21 protein-coding genes and 1 riboswitch are annotated in these 19728 nt (G+C 72.3%); of the genes, 7 read left to right on the top strand and 14 right to left on the bottom strand.

The genetic code is table 11. The features are described 5' to 3' along the window. Window positions 1–126 precede the first annotated feature (126 nt). From ACYVNR_RS16330 to ACYVNR_RS16310, 5 genes are all read right to left on the bottom strand, one after another. On the bottom strand, window positions 127–810 hold the full coding sequence (locus ACYVNR_RS16330; RefSeq protein ID WP_461049362.1) for a DsbA family oxidoreductase: 684 nt from the start codon (window positions 808–810) through the stop codon (window positions 127–129). Between the two features lie 97 nt (window positions 811–907). Continuing rightward, window positions 908–1666 carry a C40 family peptidase gene (locus ACYVNR_RS16325; protein WP_045186879.1) on the bottom strand — a complete coding sequence of 253 codons (759 nt, stop codon included), beginning with the start codon at window positions 1664–1666 and terminating at the stop codon, window positions 908–910. Window positions 1667–1668: 2 nt separating this feature from the next. Then, window positions 1669–1838, bottom strand: a riboswitch (cyclic di-AMP (ydaO/yuaA leader). 259 nt (window positions 1839–2097) lie between these two features. After that, window positions 2098–2793: a metal-dependent transcriptional regulator gene (locus tag ACYVNR_RS16320; RefSeq protein ID WP_045187296.1), complete on the bottom strand. Its 696-nt coding sequence runs from the start codon at window positions 2791–2793 to the stop codon at window positions 2098–2100. A gap of 29 nt (window positions 2794–2822) precedes the next feature. Next, a complete protein-coding gene (locus ACYVNR_RS16315) occupies window positions 2823–4115 on the bottom strand; it encodes an MFS transporter (protein WP_458801490.1) in 1293 nt (430 codons plus the stop codon). Window positions 4116–4193: 78 nt separating this feature from the next. Beyond that, complete coding sequence (locus ACYVNR_RS16310) at window positions 4194–4532, bottom strand: hypothetical protein (protein ID WP_461049359.1); 339 nt, start codon at window positions 4530–4532, stop codon at window positions 4194–4196. Window positions 4533–4535: 3 nt separating this feature from the next. On the opposite strand from ACYVNR_RS16310, the gene ACYVNR_RS16305 reads away from it, so the two are divergent. Beyond that, a complete protein-coding gene (locus tag ACYVNR_RS16305) occupies window positions 4536–5678 on the top strand; it encodes a hypothetical protein (RefSeq protein WP_461049357.1) in 1143 nt (380 codons plus the stop codon). Next, window positions 5675–5947, top strand: a complete 273-nt coding sequence (locus tag ACYVNR_RS16300; RefSeq protein WP_461049355.1) for a hypothetical protein — start codon at window positions 5675–5677, stop codon at window positions 5945–5947. The genes ACYVNR_RS16305 and ACYVNR_RS16300 overlap by 4 nt, the downstream gene beginning before the upstream one ends. Before the next feature lie 215 nt (window positions 5948–6162). Here ACYVNR_RS16300 and pdxH read toward each other — a convergent pair whose 3' ends face one another. Continuing rightward, window positions 6163–6900 (bottom strand): pyridoxamine 5'-phosphate oxidase, encoded by a 738-nt coding sequence (pdxH, locus tag ACYVNR_RS16295; RefSeq protein WP_082080628.1) that lies wholly within the window; start codon window positions 6898–6900, stop codon window positions 6163–6165. A 109-nt stretch (window positions 6901–7009) separates the two neighbouring features. Between pdxH and ACYVNR_RS16290 the strand changes: the two genes are divergently transcribed. Continuing rightward, complete coding sequence (locus ACYVNR_RS16290) at window positions 7010–7414, top strand: hypothetical protein (RefSeq protein WP_045186888.1); 405 nt, start codon at window positions 7010–7012, stop codon at window positions 7412–7414. A gap of 80 nt (window positions 7415–7494) precedes the next feature. Here the strand turns inward: ACYVNR_RS16290 and ACYVNR_RS16285 are convergent, their stop codons facing one another. Then, the gene (locus tag ACYVNR_RS16285) at window positions 7495–8121 is read right to left on the bottom strand and encodes a pentapeptide repeat-containing protein (RefSeq protein WP_045186890.1); all 627 of its coding nucleotides are present in this window, start codon (window positions 8119–8121) and stop codon (window positions 7495–7497) included. Window positions 8122–8218: 97 nt separating this feature from the next. On the opposite strand from ACYVNR_RS16285, the gene ACYVNR_RS16280 reads away from it, so the two are divergent. Further along, a complete protein-coding gene (locus ACYVNR_RS16280; protein ID WP_461049352.1) occupies window positions 8219–9340 on the top strand; it encodes a citrate synthase 2 in 1122 nt (373 codons plus the stop codon). Window positions 9341–9477: 137 nt separating this feature from the next. Here the strand turns inward: ACYVNR_RS16280 and ACYVNR_RS16275 are convergent, their stop codons facing one another. Further along, on the bottom strand, window positions 9478–10401 hold the full coding sequence (locus ACYVNR_RS16275; protein WP_461049350.1) for a hypothetical protein: 924 nt from the start codon (window positions 10399–10401) through the stop codon (window positions 9478–9480). A gap of 245 nt (window positions 10402–10646) precedes the next feature. Between ACYVNR_RS16275 and serC the strand changes: the two genes are divergently transcribed. Both serC and ACYVNR_RS16265 read left to right on the top strand, forming a co-directional pair. Next, complete coding sequence (gene serC / locus ACYVNR_RS16270; protein WP_461049404.1) at window positions 10647–11771, top strand: phosphoserine transaminase; 1125 nt, start codon at window positions 10647–10649, stop codon at window positions 11769–11771. Window positions 11772–11966: 195 nt separating this feature from the next. Further along, window positions 11967–13322, top strand: a complete 1356-nt coding sequence (locus tag ACYVNR_RS16265; RefSeq protein ID WP_461049348.1) for a lytic transglycosylase domain-containing protein — start codon at window positions 11967–11969, stop codon at window positions 13320–13322. Window positions 13323–13537: 215 nt separating this feature from the next. Here the strand turns inward: ACYVNR_RS16265 and ACYVNR_RS16260 are convergent, their stop codons facing one another. The 3 genes from ACYVNR_RS16260 to ACYVNR_RS16250 all read right to left on the bottom strand — a co-directional run bounded on the left by ACYVNR_RS16260 (window position 13538) and on the right by ACYVNR_RS16250 (window position 16940). Further along, window positions 13538–14824 (bottom strand): MFS transporter, encoded by a 1287-nt coding sequence (locus tag ACYVNR_RS16260; RefSeq protein WP_045186898.1) that lies wholly within the window; start codon window positions 14822–14824, stop codon window positions 13538–13540. Then, window positions 14821–15270 carry a MarR family winged helix-turn-helix transcriptional regulator gene (locus ACYVNR_RS16255; protein WP_045186900.1) on the bottom strand — a complete coding sequence of 150 codons (450 nt, stop codon included), beginning with the start codon at window positions 15268–15270 and terminating at the stop codon, window positions 14821–14823. Before ACYVNR_RS16255 ends, ACYVNR_RS16260 begins: the two co-directional genes overlap by 4 nt. Window positions 15271–15440: 170 nt before the next feature. Further along, on the bottom strand, window positions 15441–16940 hold the full coding sequence (locus tag ACYVNR_RS16250; protein WP_461049345.1) for an NCS2 family permease: 1500 nt from the start codon (window positions 16938–16940) through the stop codon (window positions 15441–15443). Window positions 16941–16999: 59 nt separating this feature from the next. On the opposite strand from ACYVNR_RS16250, the gene ACYVNR_RS16245 reads away from it, so the two are divergent. Further along, entirely contained in the window at window positions 17000–17251 is a 252-nt protein-coding gene (locus tag ACYVNR_RS16245; protein WP_052677025.1) for a DUF2530 domain-containing protein, read from the top strand. Between the two features lie 33 nt (window positions 17252–17284). On the opposite strand, the gene ACYVNR_RS16240 is transcribed toward ACYVNR_RS16245, so the two are convergent. The 3 genes from ACYVNR_RS16240 to ACYVNR_RS16230 form a co-directional block, all read right to left on the bottom strand. Next, a complete protein-coding gene (locus tag ACYVNR_RS16240) occupies window positions 17285–18250 on the bottom strand; it encodes a DUF3027 domain-containing protein (protein WP_461049343.1) in 966 nt (321 codons plus the stop codon). 4 nt (window positions 18251–18254) lie between these two features. Continuing rightward, window positions 18255–18647 (bottom strand): cold-shock protein, encoded by a 393-nt coding sequence (locus ACYVNR_RS16235; protein ID WP_045186909.1) that lies wholly within the window; start codon window positions 18645–18647, stop codon window positions 18255–18257. A 112-nt stretch (window positions 18648–18759) separates the two neighbouring features. Further along, the gene (locus tag ACYVNR_RS16230) at window positions 18760–19701 is read right to left on the bottom strand and encodes an aldose 1-epimerase family protein (RefSeq protein ID WP_458801469.1); all 942 of its coding nucleotides are present in this window, start codon (window positions 19699–19701) and stop codon (window positions 18760–18762) included. Window positions 19702–19728: the final 27 nt, after the last annotated feature.

The following is a 19728-nucleotide window of genomic DNA, read 5'->3' as shown; positions in this document are numbered from 1 at the left end:
CACGGCCACGCACCTGTGGGCATCCTCCACCCCGACCACCTGCGCTGTCGCCGGTCAGGGCGCGACATGCCAGCAGGTGGACGAATCGCGTTGCGCTATGGGCGATCCGCGGCTTTTGACCGCGGCTCAGACGCTCTGGGTCGCCACTCCACGGAGGAGGGCGAGGTAGTCGTCGACGGGACGCGCACCCGACACGGCGGCATACGCGTTGGCGACGACGAAGGGCGTCGCCGTCACGCCCATCGAGCGTGCCTGCTCCTCGTCGGCCCGCACCTGGTCGGCGTACGCGTCGGACGCGAGGACGGCCGAGACGCGCCGCTCGTCGAGGCCGCACTCGGCCGACAGCCGCTGGAGCACCTCGTGGTCGTCGATCGGCAGGCCCTCGCTGAAGTGCGCGGACTGGAAGCGCTCGACGGCGGCGGACCGCAGGGCCGGGCCGCCCATCTCGCCGGCCAGCGCGCACAGCCGGTGCGCGTCGAAGCTGTTGGCCCGCACGGCGCGGTCCCAGTCGAAGTAGAGGTCGTCGGCCTCGGCGACCTCGCTGGCCCGGGCGTTCATGAGCCGCCCTGCCTCCGCGTCGCCACCGTGCCGCAGCGCCACGTGCTCGCTCACGGGAACACCGCCGCCCCGCGGGACGTCCGGGTCGAGCTCGAAGGAGCGCAGCCGCACGGTGACGTCGTGCGGTCGCTCGAAGGCCGCGACGGCCGCCTCGACCCGTCGCTTGGCCACCCACGACCAAGGGCAGACCAGGTCGCTCCAGAGGTCGAGCTCGATGAGGGTCGTGGACTCGGCAGCAGACTGGTCGGTCATCGACTCAGTCAACCACGGAGCCGCTGACGGGCCCGGAACGCGTTGTGCCCCCGCCGGAGTCGGCGAGGGCACAACGGCACGAGAGGTCGTGCGAGGCTCAGAAGCGGCCGTAGCCCGAGGGCCGCGTCCAGATCGAGTGGTTGCCGATCACGGTGCCGGGGCGCTGGGCGTCGATCATGCGGCCCGGGCTGACGTAGATGCCCACGTGGTACGCCGGCGAGCCGAAGAAGACGAGGTCGCCCGGCTGGGGGTCGCTGACGCGGGTCGCGGCGGCCTGCTGTGCGGAGGCCGTGCGCGGGATCGAGATGCCGGCCTGGCGGTAGACGTAGGAGGTCAGGCCCGAGCAGTCGAAGCCCGAGGGCGACGAGCCGCCGTAGACGTAGGGGACGCCGAAGAAGGACTGCGCGATGCCGACGATGCCGGAGGCGCTGGGGATCTTCGCGTCGTTGAGCGCGACGCGGGCGGTGGAGCGCGAGGCGCGCTCGGCCGCGGCGGCACGACGCTCGGCGGCGGCCTTGTCGGCGGCAGCCTCGGCGCGCTCGCGCTTGACCTTGATGTCCTCGATGACGAGGGGCTTGGTCTTGAGCGCCGGCTTGCCGTAGCCGATGGCCGACAGGGCGTTCGCGGCCTTGAGCGAGCCCACCTGGGGCCCGACGACCGCCGGGCCGGCAGCGGCGCTGACACCGTCAGCGGCGTTCGCCGTGCCGGCGAACGAGGCGACGAGGCCACCCGAGGCGGCAACGATCGCGGCGCCCTTGACGGCCGGCTGGGCCGACTCCTTCGCGATCGTCTTGAGCTCCGAGATCGCGTTGAATCGACCGGGGGCGCGGTGGCGCCCGGGAACGTTCTGAGCCACGTTTGACCTCTCGACGCCTACGAGGTGAGCTGTCGGGTTCGGGCTGGAGGTACTCGCCCGGCCTTCACTCGGACCGTTGCGGTCCACGGAGGGCTTCACCCCAAGGACGTCTCTCGACGCCCGGAGAAAGTGGTTCCCCCGCTCCTGCCATGCGGTTCGTCACTGGCCACAGGTCGATGGCAGGACTAGGCGGTCCGACCCGGGGCACCTGCTCGACGGGGAGAGCAAGTGCGGCCAAACTACCCAACCCGCCCCGAGTTGTCACCTCCGGGTCAGCACCAATTTCGGAAGCGTCCCGCGACTCGGACACGACGCGGACAACCCGTGGCAGGGTGTGCCAAAACGCCCCGGCCGATCGGGGCAGACCTTGACGTAGGCCGGCGGTCGGGCCGTGTGGTGACGCCTTGAGGTGAGGCGGGCGAGGCCGGAGTTCAGGCCGTCTGGCAGTAGACGTGGACGGCGACGTCGTCGGGCAGGGAGACGCCCGTCGAGGGCTCGCCGCCGTCGCGGACGACGACGACCCGGGACCCGTCGCGCGTGACGTCGACGCGCGCTCCGGGCACGACGCCGGCGCTGGTCAGCAGGCCGAGGGCCTCGGGGTCGACCTGGACCGGCTCGCCGATGCGGCGGATCGTCACGCTCGCGGCGCTGTCGCGCACGGCCGTCGTGAGCGGGATGAGGCCGGTGAGGAAGTCCTCGTCCTGGTGCATGCCGAGCTCGTCGAGGCCGGGGATGGGGTTGCCGTAGGGCGACTCGAGGCCACCGCCGATGAGGCCGAGGATCTTGCGCTCGACCTTCTCGGACATGACGTGCTCCCAGCGGCACGCCTCGTCGTGTGCGTACTCCCACTCGAGGCCGATGACGTCGACGAGGAGGCGCTCGGCCAGGCGGTGCTTGCGCATGACGCGGGTCGCGAGCAGGCGGCCGTGGTCGGACAGCTCGAGGTGACGGTCACCGGAGACGGCGACGAGCCCGTCACGCTCCATCCGGGCCACGGTCTGCGACACCGTCGGGCCCGAGTGGCCGAGACGCTCGGCGATACGAGCGCGCAGGGGCACGATGCCCTCTTCCTCGAGCTCGTAGATCGTCCGGAGGTACATCTCGGTGGTGTCGATCAGGTCCGTCACGGTCATACCCTCTCAGAGTTCTCGGACGGTCAGTGACCACCCGTCGCGGCGCCCGTCCCCGCCCCTGCCCTGGAGGCCCTGGTGGGGTCGTGCCGGGGCACCCAGATGCGCAGCCATCCCGCGCCGACCACCGCGCCCACGCCGAGCACGACGGCCGAGGCGCCGAGTGACATGACGGCGCTCAGCCCTGACAACGCCAGGGGCCCCGCAGCCCTTCCCAGGTCGGCGCAGAGTCGCCAGCCCCCGAGGAACTGCGCCCGCCCGTCGGCCGGGGACGCGTCCGCGCCCAACGTCATGATGAGGCCCGCCCCGAGCCCGTTGCCGACCCCGAGCACCGTGGCGGCGGCGGTCACCGCGACGAGGCTCGTGGCGAGCGGCAGCAGGGCCATCCCCAGCCCGAGCACGAGCATGCTCGGCACGGCCGCCGCGACCCGGCCGTAGCGGTCCATGAGCCAGCCGGACGGGTAGAAGAGCGCCATGTCGATGGCGCCGGCGACGCCGAAGACGAGCGAGGTCTGCGCCGGTGAGAAGCCGACCGACTCGGCCCACAGCGGCACGAGCGCCTCGCGGATGGCCCGCGCACCGGCCACACACATCGCCCCCGTGCCGAGCGTCAGCAGCACGTGGCGGTGCTGGGCCAGCACCGACATGACGCTCCGCGGGACGCCGGCCGTGGCCACCCGGTGCGCCGACCCGGTGATGTCCGGCGCCACGAGCACGAGCACGAAGGCCGCGAGGCTCGCGACCCCGCCGACGGCGTACGCGGACTCGATGCCCCAGCGCGAGATCACGACGGAGCCGAGGAACGGGCCGACGAAGTAGCCGATGCGGTGGACGCCTCCCAGCGTCGAGAGCGCCCGGGCGCGCATCGCGACCGGCACTGCCTCGGTGAGGTAGGCCTGCCGGGCGAGCCCGAAGAGCGACCCGGCGAGGCCGATGACGACCACCCCTGCGAAGAGCATGACCAGCCCGCCCGCGAGCGCCGAGACCAGCATGCCGACGGCCTCGACGACCGCCGCGGCCAGCAGGGCCCGGCGTTCCCCGATGCGGGCGGCGAGGGCCCCGGACGGCAGGTCGCCGAGCAGCTGCCCGACGCCCAGCATCGCGACGAGCAGGGCCGCGACGCCGATCGAGGCGCCGAGCTCGCGGGCCGACACCGCCACGATCGGCGAGACCGCGCCGGCCCCGGTCGAGCCGAGCAGGGTGGGGCCGTACGCCGACAGCGCGATCGCGCGGAGGCTGACGACCGGCTCGCCCTCGCCCTCGCGCTCCCGCTTCCGCCCGCCGGCACCCTCGCCGCCGCGGCCCCGAATCTCGGTCACGCCACAGGACCCTAACGATCGGGTTACTCGGGTGGCCCGCTCGTCCGGGCGACGGAACGATTGGCGCGTGACCGGGAGTCAGGGGACCAGCAGTCCCGCGGCGGTGGACAGGGCGTTGGCGGCGACGACCGCGAGTGCCAGCGTCGTGACGCCCTCCCGGCCCCGCACCCGCCACCACCACACGAGCACCGCGGCCTCCACGACGACCACGACGACCTCGGCGGCGACGAGCTGCAGCGGCGAGGTGAACCGGGTCGAGACGGCATACAGGAGCGGCTGCGTCAGCACGTTGACCCCGACGGCCGCGGCGACGGCGCGGCGCCAGGACGACCACCCAGCCAGGCGCGCGAACGCGACCAGCACGGGCGCCTCGACCACGACGGTCAGGGCGAACGCCACCCACGCGCGGGCGGTCACGGCGTGACCAGCGTGACCAGCGCGACCGACGCGGCACCGGGGACGCAGGGTTGGCGCACCGTGACGCTCCTCGTGCTCGGGGCCGTCGCCGCAGCGCTGGCGCTGGCGCTCGGGGCGCCGGTCGCGACGGCCGTCATCGGCCTGATCCTCTTCGGCATCCTGCACAACCTGCTCGAGATCCGCTACGTGGCCGGCCGCTTCTCGGGCCTGTTCGGGCGCCCGTTCCTCGATCTGCTCGTCGCCCTCGTCACGGCGATCGTCGTCTGCCGCCTCCTCGCCGGCGTCGTGGGTCGGCCGGCGCAGCTGGCCGAGATCCTCCTCGGCTACGCAGTCATCGCCGTGGCCGCGCGCTACGGCCTCGAGGGTCGCCGCCGCCGCGTCGCCTGGGCGGTCGTCGCCGCCGCGGCCGTGGTGTCCTCGACCTTCCCGGCGTACCACTTCGTCGTGCTCACGCACCTCCACAACGTCGTGCCGCTCTTCTTCCTCTGGGAGTGGTCGCGCCGCATCGCCTCGCCGCGCGGCCGTCGCGCCTTCCGCGCCGCGCAGCTGCTCTGGGTGGTCGCCATCCCCGCCGTCGTCCTGCTCGGGCTCCTCGACGGCACGCTCACGACCGACCCGGGCATCGTGCGCAGCGTCGTCGGCGACGGCCAGACGGTGCTCGCCGCGAGCGCGCCGCCCGGCGCCGCAGCGACCCTGCTCGGGACGCGCTTCCTCACCGTCTTCGCCTTCATGCAGACGATGCACTACGTCGTGTGGGTCGCCCTCATGCCGCGCGTCGCACCCGACGCCTCGGCGTCCTTCGAGGCGCGGGTCCCGTGGGTGACCGGCCCCCGGCTGTGGGCCGTGGGGTTCCTCGCGGCGGCGGTGTTTGCCGTGCTCTTCGGCATCGACTTCGCGCAGGGCAAGGCGCTGTATGCCGCCTTGGCGAGCTACCACGCGTACCTCGAGCTGCCGGTGCTGCTGGCGATGCTCGTCGGGGCACGCAGCCTGTCAGCGCTGCCGACTACCCCACCGGCCGATGCCGAGCCGGGTGCGCCGGGCCCCCGACCGGTTCCCGTCCTGTCGCCGGGTGGCACGGGGTCGCTCGGCCCGACCCCCGAGACGGCCGCGGTCGCCGTGGCGCCAGAGCCCGAGGTCGGCACGTGACGCTGGTCGGCCCGTTCGACGCGGCAGCGCCCCCCGAGGACGCGTGGGGGCCCATGCTCGTGGTCGCGCTGGTCGTCGTGGCCGTCGTCGCCATGGTCGTCGGCTTCGGCCGGATCACCCGGGCACGGCGCGCCGACCGCACGTCGCCGCATGAGGGGCACCCCGGACCGGGGGACGGCGGGCGTCGCGACGGCGCGTCCGGGGCCGGCACCGGCTCGTCGCCCGAGGCGACGGCGAGCGACGACGAGCTGCCCACCGACCCTGTGTAAAAGGTCTTGCCGCCCGATTCATCCCGACGTAGGTTCGAGGAGTCGAACCGAAGGGAGGTGATCCGAGAAGTGATTTCTTCCGGAACGTGTGAGGTGGCCACGCGATAGCCGCGTCCCCACCCACACCCAGGGATGAAGCAGGGCAGTCCGACTCGTCGGGCTGCCCTGTTCCGTGTCCGCACCACCCCCGCTTCTTCCGGCACGTGAGGTGGGGGTCAGGGCTGAAGGCGCAGGCGCGTCCACGCCGCCGGGTCCGCGAGGTCCCCGGCGCCGGTGCGTCGGAAGACGATGCGGTCGTGCAGGCGGTTGCTCCGGCCCGCCCAGAACTCCACCTCGTCGCAGACGATGCGCCAGCCGCCCCAGAAGTCGGGCACCGGCACGTCGTCGTCGCTGCCGGTGTCGGGGAACCGCTCCAGCACCTCCTGCCAACGGCGCTCGAGCTCGGCCCGGTCGGCGGCCGGGCGGGACTGGTCCGAGGCCCACGCCGAGAGCCGCGAGCCGTAGGGGCGCGACTCGAAGTACCGCTCGACCTCGTCGCGATCGAGCGGCTCGGCCGTGCCACGGAACCGGATCGCCCGGTAGAGGGAGGGCCACGTCAGGCTGGCAGCGACCCGCGGGTCGCCTTGCAGCTGCTGGCTCTTCGTCGAGCCGAGGTTGGTGACGAAGCCGGGTCCGCGCTCGTCGAAGAAGCGCATGAGCACGGTGCGCACGTCGGGGGCCCCGGACGCGTCGACCGTTGCCACCGACAGCGCCGACGGCTCCGGCACGTCCGCGCGCTCCTCGGCGGCGGCCAAGGCGGCGTCGACCCACGCGCGGGCCTGGAGGTAGGGCGACTCGGCCACGTCGGTCTCGACGAGCCCGTCACCGGTGTAGTCGAGGCGGCGCACGGCGTGGGCGACGCTCGTGGGCTTGCGATCCGGCTCGTCGGCCGACGCCACGGGGTGGGTGTCCATGAGCCCAGACTAGGGTTGGCGGCACGAAGGCCCGCACGAGCGTCAGGCCCACGGCGCGTGCGGACCCAGCGACAGCCCCGGCGCGGCCGGGCGGGTGAGGAGTCACACGATGGCAGGCAAGGGAAAGCTCGTCACGCAGACCGTGAAGCTCGGGATCAAGTACGGCCCGCAGATCTGGGTGGCCAGCCAGGCGCTTCGCGAGCCTGCGAAGGAGGCCGCCAACAAGGCCATCTCGAGCGAGCGGGCCCGCCGCCAGGCGATGGACCACGCGCGGTCGCTCACCGACGGCAGCATCCTGAAGGTCTACAAGGGCGACGCCGCGCACTGGGTCGTCTTCAGCGGCGACGAGCCCGTCGCGGTCCACCCCGCGACCGACCTGCTGCTCGCGACCCTCGTCGAGCGCGCCGACCTCACCAAGCGCATCCGGCCTCAGGACAAGGTCAGGCCCACCGCGCGCGCGAAGGACGCCGCCGCCACCGCCCTGCGTCGCGGCAAGCCCAACCAGATCAACTGACCTTCTTCCGTTCGATGGAGGTGCGGGTCACCGGTGACCGCGAGCTTCATCGAACGGGGGCCGAACGGGCAGTGCGGGCCTCAGTCGGTGACGACGATCCCGAGCTCGGCAGCGAGGGCGTCGGCGAGATCGATGACCTGCGGCCGGCTCAACGTCGCCCCCTTGAGACCGGCCAGCCCCACCGGCGACCTCAGCGTCGCCCCCGAGAGGTCGAGTCCGGCATACGTGCCGCGGCCGAACGACGGCTGCTGGAGGGTGCAGCCCTCGAACGTCAGCCCGTCGACCACGGCCTCCTGCAGGTCGAGCTCGACGACGACGCAGTCGACGAAGGCGACGTCCTTGAGCCGCGCGCCGCGCAGGTTGAGGAAGTCGACCTTGCCGCCGACCACCGTGACGTCGCGCCACGTCGAGCCCCATGCCGAGACGGCCGCGAGCCGACAGCCCTCGATCGTCGTCTCCACCAGGCTCGCCTCGACGAGTGTCACGCCGACCCCCTGGACGCGCTGCCACTCGCACTCCGACCAGCGCGAACCGGAGAGGTGGGCCCCGTCGAGGGTCGCGCCCACGAGCGAGCACTCGAGGAACGACGCGCCCTCGGCGTGTGCGCCCGTGAAGTCGGTGCCCTCGAAGCGGACGGCGTCCTGGTGGGGGTCTCGCGTGGCGAACACGGCGTCACGAAACACGGTCTGGTCGGCGGCTGACGGCATACGGTGAGTCTCGCAGCCACGACCCACTCCCAGCCCGATGGTCGACAGCTGCTGGCCTCCACACCGCGGTGGTACCGCCTGCACAGCAAGGACGCACATGGCAGACAGCACGCCCGACCCCGACTTCAAGCCAGGACTCGAGGGCGTCATCGCCTTCGAGTCGACGATCGCCGAGCCGGACAAGGAGGGTGGGGCGCTGCGCTACCGCGGCGTCGACATCAACGACCTCGTCGGCCACGTCGACTTCGGCCACGTCTGGGGGCTGCTCGTCGACAACGAGTTCGACCCCGGACTCCCTCCCGCCGAGCCCTACCCGCTCCCCCTGCACACCGGCGACGTACGCGTCGACGTCCAGTCGGCCCTCGCGATGCTCGCGCCGGTGTGGGGCTTCAAGCCGACCCTCGACATCGACGCCGAGGAGGTGCGCGACAACCTCGCCCGGGCCGCCGTCATGGCCCTGTCGTTCGTCGGTCAGTCGGCCCGCGGCCTCGACAAGCCGATGGTGCCGCAGCGCGAGGTCGACAAGGCCTCCACCATCACCGAGCGCTTCATGATCCGGTGGCGCGGCGAGCCCGACCCCAAGCACGTCGAGGCCGTCGACGCGTACTGGGTCTCCGCCGCCGAGCACGGCATGAACGCCTCGACGTTCACTGCCCGCGTCATCGCCTCGACCGGTGCCGACGTCGCGGCCGCGCTCTCGGGCGCCGTCGGCGCGATGAGCGGACCCCTCCACGGCGGGGCGCCCTCTCGCGTGCTGCACATGCTCGACGGCGTCGAGCAGCAGGGCGATGCCACCGCCTACGTCAAGGGAGTCCTCGACAAGGGCGAGCGCCTGATGGGCTTCGGCCACCGCGTCTACCGCGCCGAGGACCCCCGCGCGCGCGTGCTCCGGGCCGCCTGCGAGCGCCTCGGCGCCCCGCGCTACGAGGCCGCCGCCGCCCTCGAGAAGGCAGCGCTCGACGAGCTGCACGCCCGCCGACCCGACCGGGTGCTCGCCACCAACGTCGAGTTCTGGGCCGCCGTCATCCTCGACTTCGCACAGGTGCCGGCGTCGATGTTCACGCCGATGTTCACCTGCGCGCGCACCGCCGGGTGGTCGGCGCACATCCTCGAGCAGAAGCAGACCGGCCGGCTCATCCGGCCGTCGTCGCGCTACATCGGCGAGGGTCCGCGCAAGCCCGAGGACGTCGCGGGGTGGACGGCCGACATCGCCCACTGAGCGCGAGCCCCCTCGTCCCAGCGCAGGTGCGCTTTCCCGGCAGGGATGCGCTCTTCCGCCAGGAGTGGTTGGTGCACCGCCCACACCTGGAGTGAGCGTCCACCTCTGGAGCGAGCGGCCACTCGTGAGGGCCCGGCTCAGGCGGCCCACCGTCGCGAGTCGCGGATCGCCTGGTCGACGCGTGCGCGGATCAGCGGGAGGTCGTCGAGCTCGCTCCACACGAAGCGGGCGAAGAACCAGCCCTTGCGGCGCATCGCGTCCTCGCGCCGCTTCTTGAGGAACGAAGCGCTGCTCCTCCCGGTCGGCGACCTGCCGTCGTCGTACTTCCGGGCGCCGTCGAACTCCACGAGGACACGGGCGCCCCTGACACGGAAGTCGGCGTACCTCGTGCCGACGTCGGTGTCGACCTCGAACTGCGGCTCGAGGGAGTGGCCGAGCGCTCGCAGGCGGTGCCCGACGACGCTCTCGCCCGGCGACTCGATGCGGGCATCGGCCTCGCGCAGGATCGAGCGCACCGGGCCGATGCCCCGACAGCGGGCGTGCAGCAGGCACGCTGCCTCCAGCTCGGCAGGTGTCACCAGCTCGCGGTGGAGCGCCGCGTCGGCGGCGACGAGCGCACTGAGAGGCACTCCTTCGAGTCCGGCCTGGACGACCCCGATCGCCGTCGGCACCCGATCGGGGGAGGTCAGGACGAGCTCGGGCGGCAGGTCGCGAAACGGCCGGTGGACCTTCACGCCAGGGCTGTTGCGGGTCTGGCCCGGACCCCGGCGGGTGAGGTGCACCGTCGCGAGGTCGAGGCGGTAGTCGGGAAGGCCCTGCGCGACGAGCAGCGACTGGTGGCTGATGAGGGCGCGGCCCCCGAAGCGTCGCCGGGCCGCGACCGTGCGCAGCCAGTGGAGGTCACGGGCGTCGCGTGCTGGCCGGACGGCATACCAACCTCGGAGTAGCGGGACGAGCGCGCCCGCACGCACGGCGGCTGCGATCGCCTTGTCGGGATGGCCAGCGGCGCCCAGCTGGGCGGTGCTGACGACGTCGCCACGGGCGAGCTGCTCGAGATCCACCGGCCCATCGTGGCCCGTCGACGCCCGCGCCCGCAGACACCCTGTGGACAACGGTGCGTGACCACGTCAGCGGTGGACGCCTGCGCCAGAGGTGGCTGGTGCACCGACCACCTGTGGCGCGAGCCCGCACCGTCGGCGCGCGGGTGCACTCGAACGACACCGTACGCGCGTCCACGCAGCGAGAGACGGTGTCCACGAAGTGGGCAGGTGGGGTTGAATAGGGACTCGTGACCGAAGCACCAGCCGTGACCCAGCCCATCACCATCCCGGCCGAGCTGCTGCCGGCAGACGGACGGTTCGGCTCCGGACCCAGCAAGGTCCGCCCCGAGCAGGTCGACTACCTCGCCTCTCTCGGACGCACGGTCCTCGGCACCTCGCACCGCCAGGCACCGGTCAAGAACCTGGTCGGCGAGGTGCGCCAGGGTCTGCGCGACCTCTTCTCGCTGCCCGACGGCTACGAGATCGTGCTCGGCAACGGCGGCTCCACGGCGTTCTGGGACATCGCCGCCTTCGGCCTCGTCCGCGACCGCGCCCAGCACCTCGCGTTCGGTGAGTTCTCCAGCAAGTTCGGGGCAGTGACGACGGCCGCGCCCTTCCTCGGCGAGCCGACGATCGTCAAGGCCGACCCCGGCACCCTCGCCGCCCCGCACGCCGAGGCCGGCGTCGACGTCTACGCCTGGCCGCACAACGAGACCTCCACCGGCGTCATGGCCCCGGTCGAGCGGGTCGAGGGCGCCGACGAGGACGCGATCGTGCTCATCGACGCGACGTCGGGCGCCGGCGGCCTGCCCGTCGACATCACGCAGGCCGACGTCTACTACTTCGCCCCGCAGAAGTGCTTCGCCTCCGACGGCGGCCTGTGGTTCGCCGCCTTCTCCCCGGCGGCGCTCGCCCGGGTGGACGAGATCGCCGCGAGCGGCCGCTGGGTGCCCGACTTCTTCAGCCTGCCGACGGCGATCGACAACTCGCTGAAGAACCAGACGTACAACACCCCGGCCCTCTCGACGCTCGCGCTGATGAAGAGCCAGCTCGACTGGATGAACGGCAACGGCGGGCTCGCCTTCACGACCGGCCGCACCAAGGACTCGTCCACACGCCTCTACACGTGGGCCGAGCAGACCGACTACACGACGCCGTACGTCGCCGATCCCGCCGCCCGCTCGCACGTCGTCGGCACGGTCGACCTGGACGACGCGATCGACGCAGCGGCAGTGGCCAGCACGCTGCGGGCCAACGGCATCGTCGACGTCGAGCCCTACCGCAAGCTCGGCCGCAACCAGCTGCGCGTCGCGATGTTCCCGGCCGTCGACCCCGAGGACGTCACGCAGCTGACGAGGGCCATCGACCACGTGGTGGCCCGCCTCGGCTGACCAAGGAGCCCCCACCCGATCGACACAGCGATCCGTCCCCCCTCGCGCGAAGGCCGTCTTCGAGCCCCGGGGACGGATCGCTTTCTCGACCGTCGCAGGCGACAGGCGGCTTGCTCACCTCGCGTGACTTTCGCGGGTATGGCTCGTTGACCAGCCCAGACCGCCAATGGGGGCGGCAGTCAACGAGGAGTCACCATGGTCCGCATCGTCCGCGCCGGCACCACCGCGCGCAGGGTCGCTGCCGCCGTGCCGGTCATCGCCCTGGCCACGGCCGGCATCGCCTTCGCCGCCACCCGCGGCTCCGACCAGACCACTGCGCCCACGTCGATCACCGTGCCCGACACGGCCATCACCCAGGGCAGCCCGACCTACCCGCAGGCGGGCCCCGCCCCCGCGCCGATGCAGCTGCCCCCGATCTACCAGACCTTCACCCAGGACTACGCCCGCGTCGACGTGCCCTCCGAGGCCCGCGCCGCGATCACCGCGATCGGCTCCTTCGCCCCGGTGCGGCTCGACGCGAACGGCATCCCGTCCGTGGCCGTCGCCGCCTACCAGCGCGCCGCCGGCGTGCTCAGCGGCATCAAGCCCGGCTGTGGCATCGACTGGGCGCTGCTCGGCGCCATCGGCCGCGTCGAGAGCAACCACGCCCGCTTCGGCGGCAACGTGCTCGACGCGAGCGGCATCGCTCGCCCCGGCATCATCGGCATCCCGCTCGACGGCTCGCGCGGCACCGCCCGCATCACCGACACCGACGGCGGCGCCCTCGACCGCGACACGACCTTCGACCGCGCCGTCGGCCCCATGCAGTTCATCCCCACGTCGTGGCAGATGGCCGGCCGCGACGGTGACGGCGACGGGGTCGCCAACCCGCAGAGCCTCACCGATGCCGTCACCGGCGCCGGGGTGCTGCTGTGCTCCGGCGGCACCGACCTGCGCACGCCCGGCGCCGCCTACCAGGCCGTGATGCGCTACAACCACTCCGACTCGTACGTCCGCACGGTGCTGTCGATCGCCGACGCCTACCGCCGCGGCGTCACCGTCGTGCCCATGAACGCCCTGCCCGCCGCCCGCCCCGCCTCCGGCACCGGGTCGGCCACCCCCGAGGGCTCGGGCTTCGCGTATGCCGGTTCGCCGGCTCCCCGTTCGACGGCTTCGCCGAGCGCCCGCCCCACACCGAGCGCCTCGGCGAAGCCGTCACCGTCGGGCAAGCCGTCGACGACGAAGCCGGCCCCCAAGCCGGCCCCGAAGCCTGCGCCCAAGCCGGCACCCGTGCCGAACAAGCCGGCGCCCGGTGTGCCTCTCCCCCTGCCGACGGTGCCCGGTGTGCCGCTGCCCTCGGTGACCGTGCCCAAGCCGACGGTGAAGCTGCCCAGCGCGACGCTGCCCGCCGAGATCGTGCGGCTGCTGGCGCTGCCCCACCTGCCACTGCTGCCCGGCGATCCGAAGGACCTCGTCCGGGTGCTCGACCCGCTCAAGGGCACCAACGGCACGCTCGTGTGCGTGCTCGACAACAAGGTCGTCACCTGCCCCTCCGGTGGCCTGCTCGGCTGACTCCCCCACCCCCCGGCCGGGTTCGCGCCACGAGGCAGGAGCGGTCGCCCATGACGGGCGGCCGCTCCTGTGGCGTCGGGGTGGAGACGCGCGGCGGACGTACGCGGTCGATGCGTCCGGCCGCGGTGGTCAGCGCTTGACGAAGGCGGCGACGACCGCGATCGCGATGAAGAGGACGAGCGCCGCGAGCGTGGCGCGGTGGCGGAACTTGAAGTTCACTTCGTCACCTCGGGGGACGTCGGCACCGCCGAGGCGAGCTGGATGCGCAGGCGCGGGTGCCGCTGGGTCTGGATGGTCACCGCGACATTCTGCCGACGCGCGAACCACAGGGCCACCGCCACCAGGCTGAGGCCGACGGCGATGGTGCCGATCGCGATGGTCCAGCGCGGGCCCCAGGCGTCGCCGATCCAGCCGATCATCGGCGCACCGAAGGGCGTGCCACCCATGAAGATCGCCATGTAGAGCGCCATGACGCGACCGCGCATCACCGGGTCGACGCTCACCTGCACCATGGCGTTGGCCGTGGTCAGAGCGGTGAGGGCCGACAGGCCGGTCGGCACGAGGAAGACCGCGAACAGGACGTAGTTGGCGGCCGTCGACAGCAGCGCGGTCGAGATGGTGAAGCCGACCAGAGCGGCGAGCAGGACACGCAGGCGGGGGCGGGCCCGACGGGCGGAGAGCAGCGCGGCGGTGAGCGAGCCGACCGCCATGATCGACCCGAGCAGGCCGTACTCCCCCGGCCCCTTGTCGAAGACCTTGGTGGCCATCAGCGCCATGGTGACCTGGAAGTTCATCCCGAAGGTGCCCAGCACGAAGACCAGCGCCATGATGAGCACGAGGTCGGGGCGCCCCTTGACGTAGCGCAGCCCCGCACGGATCTGGCCCTTGCCCCGTGCCCTCGGCGACGGGGTGAGCAGCTTCGTGTCGAGCCGCAGCAGCGCGACGAGCACGAAGACGAAGGTCGCGGCGTTGGCGTAGAGCGCCGGCGCGATGCCGAACCCGGCGATGACCAGGCCCGCAGCGGCTGGACCGATGAGCCGGCCCAGGTTGAACGAGGCGCTGTTGAGGGCCACCGCGTTGGGCAGGTGCTCGGTGTCGACCATCTCGGACACGAACGTCTGGCGCGCCGGGTTGTCGACCGCCGTCGCGACGCCCTGCAGGAACGCGAGGGCGTAGACGTGCCAGAGCTCGACGACTCCGGTCGCCGTCAGCACCGCGAGGAGCAGCGCCGTGACGAGCAGCGCGGTCTGGGTCAGGAAGAGGACGCGCCGCTTCGGGAAGCGGTCGACGATCATCCCGGCGAAGGGCGCGAGGAGCAGGAACGGCAGGAACTGCAGGCCGGTGACGACACCCAGCGCCGTGGCCGAGTGGTCGGTGAGGACCGTGAGCACGAGCCAGTCCTGGGCGACCCGGCCCATCCAGGTGCCGACGTTGGAGACGATCGCGCCCGAGGCGTACACCCGGTAGTTGGGGATGGACAGCGAGTGGAAGGTGGGGCTCACTTCGTGGCCACCTTCGCTAGGACGGCCGCGGCTTGCTGGAGCAGCTCCCTCTCTTCGTCGGTGAGCGTCTCGAAGCGCGCGAGCAGCCACTCGTCGCGGTGGCGGCGGATGCGGCGCAGCGCCTTGCGGCCCTCGCCGGTCAGCGACAGGATCACCTGCCGCCCGTCGGTGGGGTCGTCGGCGCGCGCGACGTAGCCGGCCTCGACGAGCGCGCTCGTGGTGCGCTTCATGCTCGGGGCCGACACCTGCTCGATCTCGGCGAGCTCGCTGTTGGTGCGAGGGGTGTCCTCGAGGCGCGCGAGCACCGAGAACTGGTGCGGCGGCAGCTCGCGGTCGGACTCGAACCGGACCCGGCGCGAGATGCGCATGCAGGCCAGTCGGATGTCGTTGGAGAGCGAGACGAGCTCGGCCCTGGAAAGGTGGGTGATCGGAGTCTTGGTACGCAAGGGGCGGGTCCTCGGAAGTGCTGTCTGGTGGTGCTTAGCCTAACTCATTACCTCGGCTAACCATTCCCGCGTGTCCAGGGTTGTGGGGCGTGAGACGCACGAAGGCCCCCTCCCGAGCGGGAGGGGGCCTTCACGGCATACGTGCTCGGGTCGAGCAGTGGCAGGACGACTCAGGTGAAGAGCGCCTCGAGCGGGGTCTTCGCGAAGTAGAGCACGAAGAGACCCGAGACCACCCACAGCAGCGGGTGGATGCGGCGGGCGTGCCCCTTCGCGATCTTGACCAGCACCCACGCGATGAAGCCGGCGCCGATGCCCACCGTGATGTTGTAGGTGAACGGCATGAGCACGATCGTGAGGAACGCCGGCAGGGCGACCTCCATGTCGTGCCAGTCGATGTTCGTCACCTGGGTCATCATCAGGAAGCCGACGATGACGAGCGCCGGGGCCGCGGCCTCCGACGGCACGACGGCGAAGAGCGGCGCGAGGAACGTCGCGAGCAGGAAGAGCACACCGGTGACGATCGACGCGAGGCCGGTGCGTGCACCCTCCTCGACGCCGGACGCCGACTCGATGTACGAGGTGTTGCTGCTGACGCCGCCCGCGCCACCCGCGATCGCCGCGACCGAGTCGACGACGAGGATGCGGTCGGTGTGCGGCGGGTTGCCCTCGTCGTCGAGCAGCTCGGCCTCGGTGCCGATGGCCACGACCGTGCCCATCGTGTCGAAGAAGTCGGCGAGCAGCAGCGAGAAGACGAAGAGCGAGGCCGTGATGATGCCGAGCTTCTCGAACGAGCCGAGCAGGCTGAACTGCCCGAGGATGCCGAGGTCGGGCGTGTTCGTGATCGAGCTCGGCAGCGCGGGCACCGTGAGCACCCACGTGTCGGGGTTGGTGAGCGCACCCTTGTCGTCGTAGACGCGCGGACCGAGCTTGAAGATCGCCTCGAGCACCATGGCCAGCACCGTCGCCGAGACGATGCCGATGAGGATCGCGCCCTTGACCTTGCGGATGAGCAGGATCGCGATGAGGAAGACGCCCACGACGAAGACGAGCGTCGGCCAGCCGGTGAGGCTGCCGCCGATACCGAGCTCGCTCGGCACCGACCCGGGGGTCGTGGGCCGGCGCGCGAAGCCCGCGTCGATGACGCCGATGAACGCGATGAACAGGCCGATGCCGACCGAGATGGCGACCTTGAGCGGCGGCGGGATCGCCTTGAAGACGGCCTTGCGGAAGCCGGTCAGCACGAGCACGAGGATGATGACGCCCTCGATGACCACGAGGCCCATGAGGTCGGCGTACGTGATCTTCTGCGACGCGTGGGTGATCACCATTCCGGTGATGAGGCCGTTGATGCCGAGGCCGGCCGCGAGCGCGATCGGGAAGTTCGCGAAGAGCCCCATCGCGATCGACATGACGCCGGCCACGACCGCGGTGCCCACCGCGACGAGCAGCTTGCTCTCGACGAGGTTGTCGACGCCGCCGATCATGTGCCCGGAGCCGTCGACGACACCCGAGAGGATGATCGGGTTGAGCACGACGATGTAGACCATCGTGAAGAAGGTGACGATGCCGCCCCGCACCTCGCGCGCCACGGTGGAGCCGCGCTCGGTGATCTTGAAGTAGCGGTCGAGCCCGGATGCCGTGTCCGGACGAGTGGTGGTATCGGCTGACATGCCGCACACCTTAGTGGTGCCGTGTTTCGGCTGCGTTCCCAGACCGTAGGCTGGCGGGCGTGACCGACCCGTCCCCGGCCCCCTCGGCAGCACCCGAGCAGATCGAGCCCCTGCACGTGCCGATGCTGCGCATCATCGAGGTCGGACTGGCCGCGTGGGTCGTCGCCCTCGTCGTGACGCTCGTCGTGCCCGCCCTGCACGAGGGAGACCGCGACTGGTGGCCGTGGGCATGCGTCGCCGGCTTCGTGCTCGGCGGCATCGGCTGGGCCTACGTACGCCGGGGGCGCGGCAACGCGCGCGACGCCGCCTGAGCTGCCGCGACCGGTTCCGCTGGGCCCGCCCGGTCAGTCGGTGACCGGGTCGTCGGAGCCGTGCTGGCCCGGCTCGTCGACCTGGACCGCCTCGGCGGCCGGCTCGGCGTCGCTCGGGGTCTCGTCGCTCGGGGTCTCGTCGCTCGGGGTCTCGTCGCTCGGGGTCTCGTCGCTCGGGGTCTCGTCGCTCTGGGCCTTGTCGGCGGGCTGCTCGTCCGAGGTCTCGGCCGGCTCGGCCGCCTCGGCAGGCTCGAGGTCGACAGCGAACTCATCGACGATCGGGTCGCCGACCGACGTCGGCTCCGGGTGCTCGACGTCGGTCTCGGAGTGCGCGCCGCAGCCGTGGTCGAGCGAGACGACCCGGCCGTCGGACGGGCTCCACTCGTTGGCGCACACGCCGAACGTGCCGCGCAGCGCACCGGCCATCGGCAGGAAGTAGCCGCAGGTCGTGCAGCGCTCGGTGGCCTTGGCCGCGACCTCGGACGTCGGGCCGTTGTCGCCGGCGTACCACCGCGTGGCCGCGGCCTCGCGGCCCTCGGCGGACAGCACGCGGGGCCGGCCGAGACCGAGCTCGAAGAAGGCCATCTGGTCGACGTCCTCGTCGCCGGTCGCCTCGAAGCCGGCCTCGAGGTTCGGGTCGTCGGGCCGGAAGGGCAGCACGTCGCCCGCGCCGAGGTCGCCGGGAGCCAGCCGGTCGGCATACGGGAGCCACTCGGGGGCGAGCACGGCCTCGGGACCGGGCAGCAGGTTCGTCTCGCAGACCGTCGCGACCTTGCCGCGCGGCACGCGCGCGACGCTGACGCCCCACCGCCACCCGCGGTAGCCCGGCGACGTGCACTCGAACCAGTGCATGCCGAGGCGCTCCTCGAGCAGGTCCATGCCGAGGTGGGCGCCGACGGTGCCCGGTTCGGCGACCTCCTCGAGGGCGGCACGGGCCAGGTCGGCCGCCGCGAGCAGCACGGCGTCCTTCTTCGTCGAGGCGGTGGCGGTCACGGTCATGGGGTCACTTCTCCAGCTCGTCCGCGAGCCCGCGGAGGGCGCGCGCGAGGTTCGAGGCCAGCTTGCGCTCGGGGCGACGGCCGGCGCGGTAGCCGGCGCTCGCGCCGTCGAGCAGCTGGACGACGTCCTCGATGATGACGACGAGCTCCTCGGGCGTCTTGCGGGTCTGCGCCGTCTTGTTGGCGACGACGGACTGCACCGGGTCGAGCACCTTCACGGAGAGCGCCTGCGGACCCTTGCGGCCGTCGACGACGCCGAACTCGACCCGGACGCCAGGCTTGACCGTGACGCCCGCCGGTAGGGCGTTCGCGTGCAGGAAGACGTCGGCACCGGACTCGTCGGTGATGAACCCGAAGCCCTTGTCGGCGTTGTAGAACCTGACCTTGCCAGTCGGCACAGTCCACCTCGTTGCATGTCGTCGGTCGCGCGGATGACGGCACGACTCGATGGCGCTCCTTGCGCTCGCTTCAAGCCTAACGGCTCCGGGCAAGCCGGACTTCCGTCTGCCGTCAGGCGGGGCTGATGCCCCACGTGCCGGTCCACTCCTCGCCGGGCTCGAGCACGACGAGCCCGGCGCCGGAGTTGAAGGCGTCGGCGGGGCAGCTCATCGGCTCGACGGCGATGCCGACCTCGCCCTTGCGGTCCTCGGCGATGGCCGTGAAGACCTGCAGCCAGGGGAAGGCCGCGTCGGCCCACAGGGTGGCGGCGCGGTCGGCGGCGGCCACCGTGCACCGCCACATGCCGTCGTCGTCGCGCACCACGTCGGTGTAGGCGGTGTCGAGGCGCACGTCACCGACCGCGTGCGGGCGGAGGAAGTCGAGCGGCTGCCCCTCGACCGGGAGGGTCGCGCTCGGCAGCAGCCGGTCGTCGACCTGCACCCAGCTGCGGGCCGGGATCGTCAGCTCGACCTCGGGCAGGAGGGTCTCGCCGATCGCCAGGTAGGGGTGGGCGCCGTAGCCGAAGGGCGCGGGCGACGGGCCGACGTTGCGCGCCGCCGTCGTGACGACGAGGCCGGAGTCGTCGAGCAGGTACGTGGTGCGCAGGTCGAGGAAGTGGTCCCAGCCCGGCTGCGGGTGCAGCCGGTAGCCGACGGTGACCATGTCGTCCTCGATCTCGACGAGCTCCCAGAGCGCCCAGCGCACGAGGCCGTGGCTCGCGTTGCCGCGCGGCACCTCGGTGATGGAGAGCTGGTGCTCGGTGCCGCCGAAGGTGTACTTGCCGTCGCGGATCCGGTTCGGCCAGGGCATCAGCTGCTGGCCGCGGCCCGACGCGCAGGCCTCGTCGGCGGCGTACCCGGCCACGACGTCGACACCGTCACGGGTCATCGTGCGCAGCCCGCCCCCGACCTCGACGACGGTCGCCTCGAACGGACCGTGCCCGATGGTCCACTGCTGCCCGGTGGGCTGGGCCGATGCGGCACCGGCGGCGGACGCGGGCGAGAGCGCGCTCATGCGCCCAACGCTAGCGGCCGACCCGGG

The organism is Terrabacter koreensis, from assembly GCF_054783315.1.
Note: the sequence above shows the minus strand (reverse complement) of the source record. Positions and strands in the feature narration are given on the sequence as shown.

Bases quoted from the DNA above. Each gene is read 5' to 3' on its own strand.
- ACYVNR_RS16285 (WP_045186890.1), bottom strand. From the start codon at position 8,121: ATGCCGTCAGCCGCCGACCAGACCGTGTTTCGTGACGCCGTGTTCGCC.
- ACYVNR_RS16265 (WP_461049348.1), top strand. From the start codon at position 11,967: ATGGTCCGCATCGTCCGCGCCGGCACCACCGCGCGCAGGGTCGCTGCC.
- ACYVNR_RS16230 (WP_458801469.1), bottom strand. From the start codon at position 19,701: ATGAGCGCGCTCTCGCCCGCGTCCGCCGCCGGTGCCGCATCGGCCCAG.
- ACYVNR_RS16240 (WP_461049343.1), bottom strand. From the start codon at position 18,250: ATGACCGTGACCGCCACCGCCTCGACGAAGAAGGACGCCGTGCTGCTC.
- ACYVNR_RS16330 (WP_461049362.1), bottom strand. From the start codon at position 810: ATGACCGACCAGTCTGCTGCCGAGTCCACGACCCTCATCGAGCTCGAC.
- pdxH (WP_082080628.1), bottom strand. From the start codon at position 6,900: ATGGACACCCACCCCGTGGCGTCGGCCGACGAGCCGGATCGCAAGCCC.
- ACYVNR_RS16280 (WP_461049352.1), top strand. From the start codon at position 8,219: ATGGCAGACAGCACGCCCGACCCCGACTTCAAGCCAGGACTCGAGGGC.
- ACYVNR_RS16290 (WP_045186888.1), top strand. From the start codon at position 7,010: ATGGCAGGCAAGGGAAAGCTCGTCACGCAGACCGTGAAGCTCGGGATC.
- ACYVNR_RS16250 (WP_461049345.1), bottom strand. From the start codon at position 16,940: ATGTCAGCCGATACCACCACTCGTCCGGACACGGCATCCGGGCTCGAC.